Raw genomic sequence first — 11,838 nt, 5'->3', positions numbered from 1 at the left:
ATGCGAAGCACCAACATCGTCATCTTCCTCGTCCTGCTGAACGCCTCGGCGACGCTCCTGAGCGGCACCGGCATCGCCCCCGCGCTCGGAGTCTCGCCCACAGTCGGCGGCGACGAGCAGATCGAACAGTCCGAACAAAACTTGCAGAGCGTGAGCACCGACCGCTCCGCGCTCGATAACTTCATCGCGGGGATTATCAGCGCGGCGAGCGTCCTCGTCGGCGTCTTCTCGATCGTCATCGCCGGGCCGCTCATGTTGTCGAACCTCGGGGTGCCAGGGGCGCTCGTCGCGTTCATCTTCGCCCCGCTGTACTTCATCGTCGGATTGGACCTGTTACAGGTCCTCTCCGGGAGGTCGCTCACATGAGCCTGCGCACGCTGCTCGCGCAGAGCTACGCCGACCAGTGGATGTCGGGCAAGTTCTGGGACGCCGCAACGGGGCCGTACATCGATACGCTGGGACTGCCGCTGTTCGCGCTCATCGTCTTCGGCTCGGTGGGCCTGAGCTACTACGCATACAGTGGGAAAGCGATCATCCCGATCGTCATGATCGTCCTCGTCGGCGGCTTCACGATCGCCGCGGCACCCCCCACCGTCGGGAGTCTGCTGGTCGTGTTGCTGATGCTCGTCGTCACCGGATTCGGCTACATGCTCATCATCCGTGCACGGGATGGGGTGTAATCGTGGTCGGGATCGAGACGGCGGCGGTGGGCGCGATCTCGATCGTCGGTGCGGCCGTCGCGCATGAGTTGACGCACGTCGCGGCGGCCTACCCCTTCGCGAAACGGGTTGGTGTGGATTGGTGGCGACTCGATGTCTATACAACTCTAGAACCAGATACGTCGAAATGGGTCGACCGCTTTGTCGGCCTATCCCCGTTATTCGTTGGGCTGTTTGGGGGATTGATCGCGCTCGCGGTGGGCGCGACCCCACCGCTCGAGCTCGACACCGCGCTCTTGTTCATCGCCTGGTCGGTCTATACGATCGGCGGCGACTTCTCGGATTATAAACCGACGTACGTGACGCCCGACGACACGGTCGACGACGAACCGGCGATCAACCGGACGCCTCTGTACAAACTGTGGGCTGGCCTGCTCGCGATCCCCGTCGGGTACGTCTTCGGTGGCATCGCCGGCACGATCGTGCTCGTCGTTGGGATGGGTACGGTCGCGCTGACGCTGGTCACCGACGAGCCACCCCTCGCCGACACACATATTCACGAGTAGGAGTAGTACCGGGATAAGAACATGCGTCGACGCTACTCGTGGCGGTACCTCTTCCGACAGGCGAAACACGGACTGTGGGAGTTATTCGTCCTCCTAAGCATACTCGGATTCTTTGCGGGGCTTCTCACCAACGTTCTCTTTCTGGTTCTCTCGTCCGCCCCGCCCGAGTTCATTCCCGTCGAAGTGCTCTACTATCTGCTCGGCGATCCGTTCACCGAGCAAGACGGTATCGCTGGAGCCGCGATGGTGTCGATCGCCTTCGTCTTTCTCTCCTACCCGCTAGTAAAGATCTACGGTGCTATCCGTGAGTATATCCGAGAAAGGAGGACCTCACCAACAGTTTACCGCTAAGGAACCATTTCTTTAGGCAGAGACTACAGGAACGGCGACACGCCCTTCAGAATGGTGCCTCAGTAGGAAGGTATTAGAGTTCCTTCTCGGTGATCTGTCGATATCCGGTATTCACTAGATCATCTCGACTAACCTGATTGCGCCGAGTCGCCGAGTCGATGCCACATCGTCAATACTGACTAGTGTTCATCTGACACCTCCTCAATATTCTAATACAGCGCGGCGATCAACGGGTAGTACAATATTAAGAAGGAACTCAGGATCAGGTTGTCCTAATCGGTCATACACTATTCTTCGACGAGTGGTCACCCTCAGATAAATCACCTCCTAGGTGGCGCACCATCAAGACGGTCAGATATTGAGTACTAGTATAGTATTATTGACCAGTCAATGAGTGTGTCTCGGTGATCGAATACATGTTACGAATATTCTATTTCCGACTATGGTCTGATTTGGTTTTAGGAATGGGTAAATTTCCAATCGAAAACGCTATTATAGTGGCGGGAACTGACAGGACCAGGGGTCGTGGCAGACATCTGTCGGTCGCGGTAAACGGGCAGCAATTCCAGAGGAGAGGTGCGATTAGGAATCGCACACGAACCACTATTTGGGTAAAAGCTCTGCGTTGGCGCGCATGAGGGCGAATTGCCCGCTACCCGTTGTTCCCCTACTCCCCACCTGTGGTGATACTGGGCCTGATTTAATCCGATTGATGATTTCGGGCTAAACCGAGGCCCTGCATTCGGTTTTGAGTACGGTGCTTTCGCCCTCAAAGCGAGAGATTAACCCCACACTTGTTAGCCTTTCGGCTAGATGTGGCCATTATTGTACAAATTTTCGAAGAATGACAGTATTATCGGATTTTATCGAGAGAAGGAGGGTGCCGTAGAAGACATTATTATTAAATATCGATATGTTCGTTCAACGTACATGCTTGCTACACGCTACGTCCTACCTTCTGTCCTATGTATCGACATGTTGTTCTCCTCTGGCGGTTATCATACACCCATGGCCCGTGAAAAAAGCCAGTTTACAAGGAATTACCAGAAGAGACAATGGGCATTTCCCGCGCTGAGGAGGGGTGAGCGATGAGTCTGGCTGTAGTTGGAACTATACTCCAATTCGGTGGAGGTGAATTTGCCTCTCTCGCAGTGATCTTTATCATTCTTGCAATCATCGCATACTTTGTCGGTGCGCGAGGAATTGCGGGGTTCTCGATGAGGATTGCCTACATTCTTATTATTATTTTCATCGTACTAGCGATTATCTCGTTTATTCTCTAACTTGTCGTCGATTTGCGACTCGGACCTAAAATTAAGATAGAGACACCATCTAATAGAGGTATTCGCGTAGTTTAGAAAACAAGTACGGGAGTGGCTTATTGAAGTGCGCCTCCGTATAGAGTGCATGGCTGAAATCGCTCATGAAGGTCCGAACGGGGTAATCGAAGAAGAGGTAGACGCTAAGAATATCTCTGATTCTGGGAAGGTAGATGGGGTCCGAATTAAACGGAATAACGGTAGTTATCTCCACCTCCCCTATTCACGAGTCTATTGGATAAAGATGAGCGAAGAAGAAGGGAAAGCGAGTTATGCTTCCCCCTAATTCTCCCGCCATCTCGACGCGGCTGTAGGAAATAGCTTAGCAGAAGAATCCACCTCTGTTTCGGCTGCTTCATCTCGACGGACAAGGCGGTGCGGTTGTTTGTTTCGCTTTGTGCTCTTAGGCACACTCCCTAAGGGGTCCCTCCCACTCCCTGGGCAAGGCCTCCATCGACGATCGGACTGCGCTCTCGCGAGCCCATCCGAAACCTATGAATAGATGACACTCACGATATTGAGTATATAAAAGACAGAGCGATCAGAGAGTGTTGCCACTCAGTTGGCGTGCCGCTACGGCACGAATTCGACGCTCGATCCGAGGACCTTCACGACGCCCGTCTCGCGAACGATGGGACGCTGACCGACCTTCGTCGATCCGTCGCGAAGCGTCCACGAGAACGCGGCGTCGATGAACGCATCGGCGGTCTGCGCGCCGGTCGCACGTGCGGCCATGTAGCCCGACCGGAGGAGCTGGCGCACCTTGTGCTCGGAGTGGCGGCCGGTGAGCTGTACCGAAAGATCGCCCTCGTAGTCCTCCTTCAGGACAGCCCCGTGACGGCGCGCCCACTTCGCGAGCGCCGAGTCCTCCTCGAGGAGCGCGGTATCGCTGGCGAGCTGACGGATTCCCCTCTCGATCCACTCGATGCGATCCTCGAGAGCGACGAAGAGGTCCGTCAGCTTGTCACGGATGACGCCGTCAGCGAGGTCGACGCGGCCGTCTCCGAGCTTCGTGAAGAGCCCGTCGAAGCGCTGGATAGCACGGTAGACCGTCGACTTCGAGGTCCCACTCTCGGCGGCGAGTTCCTCGTAGTGCATCGCGCGACCACCGTCAGTCACCGACCGAAGGACTGCCCGCTCCCCGGGAGTGGCGTCTTCGCGAGCGTAGTGGGCGCGTACGAGTTCCTCCTCAGTCTCCCGAAGCTGATCGGTCGGGTCAGAGACGAGGGGTGAGTCGGCCTCCTCGACGACGTCCGTCTCGGGCGTCCAATACGCGTCCTCAATGTAGACAGTGTCGTCGGCCCAGGTGGGCAGGCCCGCCCAGTGCAGCGCGTTCTGGAGGTATCCCGTTAACTCCTCAAGGAGGTCGTCGAGGACGAACTGCTCACCGTCCTCTTCATCAGCGTCGGGATCGGCTACCCACGGGACGCTCTCGACGTCGTAGGGGCTGTAGCGCTTCGAGTGCTGCACTTCGACCTTCGGGTGAAACGTCGGCGCGCCGGAGTGCTGTTTCTCGACGTGCTTCATGTGGTAGACCTTGAGAAGCTTCCCGACGGTGTGCTCGCCGTAGAACTTCTCGAGGGACTCGGGCGTCATCGCGACCGCATTGCGGTGGCCGACGATCTCCTCGTTGTCCCACTTGTACTCACCCTTCCCACGCCGCTGGCTCGACAGCTCGGCGAGCCGGTCGAGCAGTCCATCGTGGTTCACCAGATTCGACTCGGAGATCGCGCGTCGGACTCGCGCGTAGACGGCGAGGTTGTAGACACGGCTGTTGGGCTGAAGCTTCCGATCGGCGAAGTAGCTCCGCCGGATACCCATCTGATCCATCAGCGCCCGGAGGACGGTCAGCGTCTCCTCCGGTTCGACGTTCGCGCTGCTGATCTGTACGCGGATGCCCTCGGGGAGGTCCTCCGGCATCGATTTGATGCGCTCACCGGTCTCGACGTGGCGCGCGTCCGGCAATGAGGGACGGAACTGGTAGGTGATGCGCTTCCGTCCGACGTCGTCGACCGCCCGAACACCGATCTGCACCTCCCGGAATCGTTCACCGACGTCGCTCTCGCGCATCGCGATCTTGCCGTCCCACGCCTTCTGCTTCCGTTCCTCGTGATTGAGTTCCCACGTCTCACCGCAGGCCTCGAAGGTGCCGATCGAGTCCGACTGTGCGACGATCGTACCGGGCGTGTCGTCCTGGTCGTCGCTCTCTTCGACCTCACCGAGACACTGGTCCCACTCCTTGACGACCGCGAAGTACGGCGAGAGGCCGTCGCGGGGGTGCGAGAACAGGGCGTGCGCGCCGAACTCGTGAACGGCAGGCCGGAGAAGCGTCTGACCGGCCTCGAAGGTACTCGCCTCGGCGATGATGCGCTCCTGACAGACGTGCGCGGCCTCTCCGACGGCGTCCTCGAACTCCTCGCGACACCAGCGACAGGCCGCGGCGTGGACATCGGCGGGGGCGATCGTCGCCCGCACCGGCTCGTCAGCCTCGGCAGCTGCACGGTCCTCGACGAGCTGGTCGTTCCGCTCGTCGCCGTCCATCGCGAGGCGCATGAGGACGTCCTCGCGAGCACGGGCGGCCTCGTCCTCTTGGAGGACGTCGTCCATCGAAACGTCCCGGCCGTCACCGGCGTGGTGACGCTCAGGCACCGTCGCTCACCTCCAGGGGCCTCACGAACGACGTACACTCGGGACACCACCAGCCACGCTGCTCGTCGACGGTTTCCGCTTCGACGGCACTCGTACAGTCAGGACAGACCGGCTCATCGAGTGCGCCACCGTCAGCGGCCACAGTTCGCCCGCTCTCTCGTTCCGCCTGTTCAGGTGACTCTCTCCTCGAGGAGGATGAACGTCCGCGCTCGGAGGCCTTCTCGCGCTCCTGGGCCTGCTCGTCGCGAAGTCGATCGAGGATGATCTCGCGGCGATGCTCCAGAAGCTTCATCACGTGGTCGCGTCCGCCGTCGAACAGATCGCGCTCGACCTGGATCCACGCGTTGATGGTACCGAGGTCGTCGATCCCCCGGATGACGCAGATGGCGAGGTGTAGTTCGGTGGTGTCACCACCGTGTTTCTCCAGACCGTCGCGAGAGCGCGTTTTTAGGAACCTGGCAGGGTTGTAGCCGACCGCCTCCTCGATGTCGGGATAACTGGGAACCTCGATGCGGCGGCGACGGGTCATCGTCCCACCTCACGATCGACGGTCACCCGCCGTACGTCGCACCGATCGTCGACCTGATCGGGGTCAATGACGTGCGGCCAGGCGAGGCGGTAGGCGGCCTCGATGTCGTGTTTCGGACCACAGTTTGTCGGCTCGTCGAGGAGATCATCCAGAAGGACGGCCGGAAGTAGGCGCACCGCAAGGACCTCGACGTCGAGGTCGTCCTCGTCGTCACCGACCACCGGCTCGTACACCGCGACGGCGTACCACCCGGCGCTCGCGACGAGCTGGGCGTGGGTAGCGGCGTTGATCCACACGCGGCCGCGCGTCCGAGCGCTTCCGCCGTTGCTGACCCACTCGCGGGTCGCCTTGACTTCGATGGGCGTCCCCTCACGAACGACGAGCACGGGTGGGTTCTCGCCGTTCTGGTGAACGCGGAGATCGTGCGTCGCGAGGGCGTCCGCAGGAACGCCGGAGTCGGCGCTGACGTCCGCCAGCGCGAAGCGCTCGCGCACGGTAGCCTCGACGATAGTCCCGAGCGTCTCGTTATCGCCGACCGAGACGTCGATGCGCTCGCTGGCATCGCTCTCGGCGCTCATCGGTCACCTCCTGGGAGATAGTAGGAACTCTGACCGCTTCCGCCGCCGATCGGAAGTCGATCGGGGCGGGCAGGACAGCGATACTTGTGGCCGTACTCCGTCCCGGTCGTCCCCCGAGTACAGCGCGAGCGGCAGATCTCACAGCGGAACTCGCGCGGAGACTCTGTCTTCAGCTGCCCGTTCAGCGCGCTAAACCGGCTACTCATGACGACACCTCCCGCTCGTCGTCGAGCGTCGGCACATCGTCCCACCCGCACGTCGAACACAGTGTGCGCCCGCTGCGCTCAGAGCCGTCGGCGGTGTCGACCTGAAGACGCTCCTGTTCGACGTCGTGCAGTTGCTCACAGTCAGGCCGGAGGTGATACGCCCCGCCACCGACGGCGTAGTACACTCGTCGGGCGGGGTCCATCGTCGGCCTCATCGCGACCCTCCGTAGACGTCGTCGGCGTCCGGGCCGACACGCGTCTCTCCGAGTCCCGTTCCGACGTCGTACAACGCCGTGATCCGCTGTCGATAGAGCCGCCGGCGAGCGTCGGGGACCTGACTTCCGTGACGCTCAGGCGCACCCACGGAACTCGCGAACCGTGTCGGATCGGGGATCAGCCCGGAGTCGACGCGCTGAGCCTCGTACGCTCGCTGGAACGCTCTGCGGCCGTCTTCACGGACGTACAGGACTTGCAGCGCCGGCGTCCGTTCCTGAATCGAGACGACCTCCTCGGTGTTAGTGTCGATCTCGACGGAGACGAGCGCGCCGGGGATCACGGCGATCGCGTACCAGCGGGCTTCGTCGCAGTCGCGTTCGACGGGTTCGTGGCGCTGCTCGGTCCACGTCTCGGGGAGCGGCCGCGCGTCGCCTTCGACTTCGACCTCGAAGCGTTCCTCGATGCGCGTGAGCGGGCGCATCGGCGAGGTGCGTTCGCTCACCGCTGATCACCTCCGTCGGGGAGTTCGCCGGCGAGATGTGACTTCGCGAGCGGGAGGTACTCGTACATGTAGGCCTTCGCGAGGCCGAATCCGAGTTCGCCCTCGCTCATCTCGACCGCCCGCGGGCGCGAGTGCCGCGGGTTGATCATGTAGAGCGTGCCGTCGGCGGTGCGATAGTGGTCAGTGACATAGTCTTGGGTGTCGCCTTCGTGGTACAGCCGGAGGACGACGTCGTCCTCCAGCGCCTCCAGGCAGTCTCTGACCGCGCCGGCTCCGTAGACGGCGTACGGCTCTCCGAGGTCGTACCCACCGGGACCGCCTCGCTGCACCGTCGGCCAGTCGATACGGTTCTTCACGCCCGCTCACCCCCATCGTCGACGACCTGATCGGAGCCGTCGCCGTGCCGACCGAGCGACGTCTCTGGATCGGGAATGTCGACAGTGACGCCGGCGGCGCTTCCGTGCGCGATGCGGGTGTGCGTGTCGCAGTTCCGGCAGCGGTGGGCGCGGTTCTCGTTGTCGCCGAAGGTTCGGCGGAAGTCGCGTGAGACGTGCCGTCCGCAGTGGAGGCAGGCCCGCTGCTCGGCGACTCGCATCCGACCCGCCATCAGGCCCACCTCCGAGGCCGAATCGCACCTATCGCTAACCTATGGTTAGTGAAGGCAAAATATTCCGCAATTGTTTTATACGGAGTGGGGACGGAGGGATTTGAACCCCCGATCGACTGATATCTCCGGTGTGCGCCTCGGAACTCCAGAGGGTCGTCAACGCGGCGAGGTGATCAGCCCGCCGCTCGGTATATCAGTCTGGAGTCTCGTCCCGGGCGCGTGGCCTCTGGAGTCAGTCGCCATGCCTGGCTTGGCCACGTCCCCGCTATCAGCACGGATGGCCAGATGCCGTAAAGCGGTTTCGGTTTCCCGGGACGGTCTCGACGCCGAGCCGTCACGGTCGTCACTCGCGGTCCGTCTCCATCCAGTCGCAGTCCTGGCACTTGTACCCCGTCACGAACTCGAGGACGGACGGCATGTACCCGACCGCGAGGACGTTCCCACCGCACTCGGGGCACTCGCGGTCGGCGTCGCGGATCGCCTCGGCGTCCATCACGTCACCGCCCTCGATACGCTCGGCGAGGGACTTCGGGGTCACCATCCGCCCCTGCACGACTCGGTTCTCGTTCGCTCCCATGGAGGGAGACGGGGCGTCGTACCCCTAAGCCTTCCCCCATCCTAAGCCTTCCCGGTCTCAGAGCCAGGGGGCGCGTTCGGGGTCGCGCACCCGCTCGCGACCGGAGGTGCGGTCGTCGTCGATGGAGTTCGCGCCGCCGTCCGTCGCGGCGCTGGCACCGCGCGCCTCCGGATCGGCGAAGACCGACGAGACCGGGGCGCGGGCGTCGTCGTCCGCCACCGCCGTCGGGACGGCGTCGACGGACTCGGCGGGTTCGACGGACGTACCGGCCGGTTCGCCTCCCTCGACCGACTCGGACGCCCCGTCGATCGAGGCGTCCGTCGGGTCGAGCGAGAGCAGGCACGTCACCCCCAGCACGGCGAGCGCGAGCGGGGCCTGGGTCTTCACGATCCCGAGCATCGTGAGCGGGAGGATGCCCAGCGCGACGGCGCTCCCGAATCGGAAGCGGTCGATGTCGACCAGCCGGCGCAGCGTCGGTCCGGCGACCGCGGCGACCAGCGCGAAGGAGGTCCCGACGGCCGCCGCGGCGGCCGCCGCCGTGATCTGCTCCGCGTTCGGGTTGAACACCAGCTCGAAGCCGGCGGGGTCGAGGCTGGCGAGGAGGCCGAGACCGACGATCGTCCCCGGACTGGGGAGGTACTCCCCAAGGGTCGAACTGGCGGTCTTGGCCGCGATCGCGAGGATGACGAGCGCGGCGAAGCGCTCGAACGTGTCGAGGTCGATCAGCCGCTCGATCGTCGGCGCGAGCGCGGCCTCAGCGGCGGCGACGGCGACGATGACCGCACCGACCGAGAGGACCGAGAGCACCTGTTCGCGGCGCGTCCCCTCCATCTCCGCGAGGACGACCGCGAGCGTCGCACTGCCGCCGAACACCAGCAGGCCGACCTCGAAGATGCCCGTGATCGAACCGAGCGCGCCGGCGAGCACCAGCGCGGGGAAGATGCCGTCGACCAGCGGAAGACCCATGACCGTCCCGAGTAACCGGGTCCCGCGACCCACGCGCCGCTCGAGGCGTAGCGCAACGGGATGACGTGACGTACTCATCCGTCAGGCGTGTCGGGCCTCACCGTCGGCCGAACGGTAGTGTCCGTCACGATACCGGGGACGCAGGCGAGCCGTCGCGTTCCCGAACACGTCGTGGGAAGGTCGCCAGAGTGTGACGGATTTCCCCGCGAAATTCCCTGTAAACGAAATGGTACCCATACCGGAATCAACGGCTATCGAGCCGGTACGCGCTCCGACGGGAACTGCGGAGTCCATACCGAACGTAAACGTAGATTCGAACATAAACGTTGTGTGAGACGTGTGCCCATGGGGCCGATCCTTGTCCACCCCTGCGACGTATGAGTCCCGTTCTCGCGAGCGTCTCGGGACGAATCCGTACGAACGTCCACAAATAGTCCGGGGACGGAATATTGCCCGAACCGATAGCGAGGTCCGCCGACGAACGGTTCCGGCTCCCCTCGACGGACGGCCGCCTCGATGAACGGCCGCCTCGACGACGGCCGAGAGGTACCCCGTGCACGTGCGTACCGTAGCGTCCGATCACTCGCAACGCTTTTACAGCGGGATCGATCACCGTTTACATGGCGAAGACGCCGCGCGAGGAACCCTTCTCGGAGAAACTTCGAGTCCCGGAAGCGCTCACGTTCGACGACGTACTGCTGCGCCCGATGGAGAGCCACGTCGAACCCGACGAGGCCGACACGCGCACGCGCGTCTCGACGAACGTCCGGCTGAACGTCCCCGTCCTCTCCGCCGCGATGGACACCGTGACCGAGGCCGACCTGGCCATCGCGATGGCCCGAGAGGGCGGTCTCGGCGTCCTCCACAGGAACATGGAGGTCGAGGAGACCGCGGAACACGTAGAGCGCGTCAAGCGCGCCGACGAACTCATCATCCGCGACGTGGTCACCGCGGACCCCGACCAGACCGTCCACGAGGTCGACGCGATGATGGGGCGCGAGGGGGTCTCCGGCGCGCCGGTCGTCGACGACGACGGCGTCGTCCTCGGCATCATCTCCGGTACCGACATCCGTCCCTACCTCGAGGTCGGCGAGCGCGACGAGGTACGCGAGGCGATGACCGACGAGGTGATCACCGCCGGGGACGACGTCACCGCCCGCGGCGCGCTCGAACTCATGTACGAGCACAAGATCGAGCGCGTCCCGATCGTGGACGACGACGGACGGCTCACCGGTCTCGTCACGATGCAGGGGATCCTCCAGCGCCGCGAGTACGACGCCGCGGCGCGCGACGGGGACGACCGACTCCTCGTCGGCGTCGCCGTCGGCCCCTTCGAGACGGAACGCGCCGTGGCCGCCGACGAGGCGGGCGCCGACGTGCTGTTCATCGACTGCGCGCACGCACACAACCGCAACGTCGTCGACTCCGCGCGCGACATCGCCGGGAGAGTCGAGGCGGACGTCGTCGTCGGAAACATCGGCACGCCCGAGGCCGCCGAGTCGCTCGTCGACTTCGCCGACGGCCTGAAGGTCGGCATCGGTCCGGGGAGCATCTGCACCACGCGCGTCGTGAGCGGCGCGGGGATGCCCCAGATCTCGGCCGTCGCGGGCGTGGCGGACGTCGCGAGCGAACACGACGTGCCGGTGATCGCGGACGGCGGGATCCGTTACTCCGGCGACGCGATCAAGGCGATCGCCGCCGGCGCGGACGCCGTCATGCTCGGGTCGTACTTCGCGGGCACCGACGAGGCCCCCGGTCGCGTCATCACGATGAACGGGAAGAAGTACAAGCAGTACCGCGGCATGGGCAGCGTCGGCGCGATGCGCTCCGGCGGCGGCGACCGCTACCTCAAGGAGGCCGACGAGGACGAGGAGTTCGTCCCCGAGGGCGTCGAGGCGGCGACGCCGTACAAGGGCAGCCTCGCGAGCGAACTCCACCAGCTCGTCGGCGGGATGCAGTCCGGCATGGGTTACGTCGGGGCGGCGTCCATCCCCGAGTTCAAGGAGCGCGCGCGGTTCGTCCGCGTCTCGTCGGCGGGGCAGAAGGAGGGACACGCCCACGACGTCGTCATCACCGACGAGGCACCCAACTACAAGGTCAGCGAGTGAGCGGG

15 protein-coding genes and 1 tRNA gene are annotated in these 11,838 nt (G+C 63.4%); 6 read left to right on the top strand and 10 right to left on the bottom strand.

Features of this window, described 5'->3' with window-relative positions; translation table 11 throughout:
- The 5 genes from NKI68_RS15865 (at window position 1) to NKI68_RS15845 (ending at window position 2,859) form a co-directional block, all read left to right on the top strand.
- Window positions 1-366: a hypothetical protein gene (locus NKI68_RS15865; RefSeq protein ID WP_254544087.1), complete on the top strand. Its 366-nt coding sequence runs from the start codon at window positions 1-3 to the stop codon at window positions 364-366.
- Complete coding sequence (locus NKI68_RS15860; RefSeq protein WP_254544086.1) at window positions 363-680, top strand: cytochrome c oxidase assembly protein COX16; 318 nt, start codon at window positions 363-365, stop codon at window positions 678-680. The genes NKI68_RS15865 and NKI68_RS15860 overlap by 4 nt, the downstream gene beginning before the upstream one ends.
- Before the next feature lie 2 nt (window positions 681-682).
- Window positions 683-1,225, top strand: a complete 543-nt coding sequence (locus tag NKI68_RS15855; protein ID WP_254544085.1) for a DUF3267 domain-containing protein — start codon at window positions 683-685, stop codon at window positions 1,223-1,225.
- A 21-nt stretch (window positions 1,226-1,246) separates the two neighbouring features.
- Window positions 1,247-1,576 (top strand): hypothetical protein, encoded by a 330-nt coding sequence (locus tag NKI68_RS15850; RefSeq protein WP_254544083.1) that lies wholly within the window; start codon window positions 1,247-1,249, stop codon window positions 1,574-1,576.
- A gap of 1,088 nt (window positions 1,577-2,664) precedes the next feature.
- Entirely contained in the window at window positions 2,665-2,859 is a 195-nt protein-coding gene (locus NKI68_RS15845; protein ID WP_254544082.1) for a DUF1328 family protein, read from the top strand.
- Between the two features lie 609 nt (window positions 2,860-3,468).
- On the opposite strand, the gene NKI68_RS15840 is transcribed toward NKI68_RS15845, so the two are convergent.
- The 10 genes from NKI68_RS15840 to NKI68_RS15795 all read right to left on the bottom strand — a co-directional run bounded on the left by NKI68_RS15840 (window position 3,469) and on the right by NKI68_RS15795 (window position 9,803).
- Window positions 3,469-5,544, bottom strand: a complete 2,076-nt coding sequence (locus NKI68_RS15840; RefSeq protein ID WP_254544081.1) for a DUF7845 domain-containing protein — start codon at window positions 5,542-5,544, stop codon at window positions 3,469-3,471.
- Complete coding sequence (locus tag NKI68_RS15835) at window positions 5,537-6,073, bottom strand: DUF8129 domain-containing protein (RefSeq protein ID WP_254544079.1); 537 nt, start codon at window positions 6,071-6,073, stop codon at window positions 5,537-5,539. The genes NKI68_RS15840 and NKI68_RS15835 overlap by 8 nt, the downstream gene beginning before the upstream one ends.
- Entirely contained in the window at window positions 6,070-6,651 is a 582-nt protein-coding gene (locus tag NKI68_RS15830; RefSeq protein WP_254544078.1) for a PD-(D/E)XK family putative nuclease, read from the bottom strand. The genes NKI68_RS15835 and NKI68_RS15830 overlap by 4 nt, the downstream gene beginning before the upstream one ends.
- A 202-nt stretch (window positions 6,652-6,853) precedes the next feature.
- Window positions 6,854-7,072, bottom strand: coding sequence for a hypothetical protein (locus NKI68_RS15825; RefSeq protein ID WP_254544077.1), 219 nt, complete (start codon window positions 7,070-7,072; stop codon window positions 6,854-6,856).
- The gene (locus NKI68_RS15820) at window positions 7,069-7,575 is read right to left on the bottom strand and encodes a hypothetical protein (protein WP_254544075.1); all 507 of its coding nucleotides are present in this window, start codon (window positions 7,573-7,575) and stop codon (window positions 7,069-7,071) included. The genes NKI68_RS15825 and NKI68_RS15820 overlap by 4 nt, the downstream gene beginning before the upstream one ends.
- Window positions 7,572-7,931 (bottom strand): hypothetical protein, encoded by a 360-nt coding sequence (locus NKI68_RS15815; protein WP_254544074.1) that lies wholly within the window; start codon window positions 7,929-7,931, stop codon window positions 7,572-7,574. Before NKI68_RS15815 ends, NKI68_RS15820 begins: the two co-directional genes overlap by 4 nt.
- Window positions 7,928-8,182 carry a DUF7563 family protein gene (locus NKI68_RS15810; protein WP_254544073.1) on the bottom strand — a complete coding sequence of 85 codons (255 nt, stop codon included), beginning with the start codon at window positions 8,180-8,182 and terminating at the stop codon, window positions 7,928-7,930. The genes NKI68_RS15815 and NKI68_RS15810 overlap by 4 nt, the downstream gene beginning before the upstream one ends.
- An 85-nt stretch (window positions 8,183-8,267) precedes the next feature.
- Window positions 8,268-8,446: transfer RNA gene (locus tag NKI68_RS15805), tRNA-Trp, on the bottom strand.
- 79 nt (window positions 8,447-8,525) lie between these two features.
- Window positions 8,526-8,759: a DUF5795 family protein gene (locus tag NKI68_RS15800; protein WP_254544072.1), complete on the bottom strand. Its 234-nt coding sequence runs from the start codon at window positions 8,757-8,759 to the stop codon at window positions 8,526-8,528.
- 57 nt (window positions 8,760-8,816) lie between these two features.
- A complete protein-coding gene (locus tag NKI68_RS15795) occupies window positions 8,817-9,803 on the bottom strand; it encodes a DUF5794 domain-containing protein (protein WP_254544071.1) in 987 nt (328 codons plus the stop codon).
- A 542-nt stretch (window positions 9,804-10,345) separates the two neighbouring features.
- Between NKI68_RS15795 and guaB the strand changes: the two genes are divergently transcribed.
- Window positions 10,346-11,833 carry an IMP dehydrogenase gene (gene guaB, locus NKI68_RS15790; protein ID WP_254544070.1) on the top strand — a complete coding sequence of 496 codons (1,488 nt, stop codon included), beginning with the start codon at window positions 10,346-10,348 and terminating at the stop codon, window positions 11,831-11,833.
- Window positions 11,834-11,838 lie beyond the last annotated feature (5 nt).

The sequence above is a fragment of the Halomarina pelagica genome (assembly GCF_024228315.1).
In the GTDB taxonomy this organism is placed as follows: Archaea; Halobacteriota; Halobacteria; order Halobacteriales; family Haloarculaceae; genus Halomarina; species Halomarina pelagica.
The sequence above is the reverse complement of the archived record's forward strand: the minus strand, read 5'-3'. Positions and strand labels throughout refer to the sequence as shown.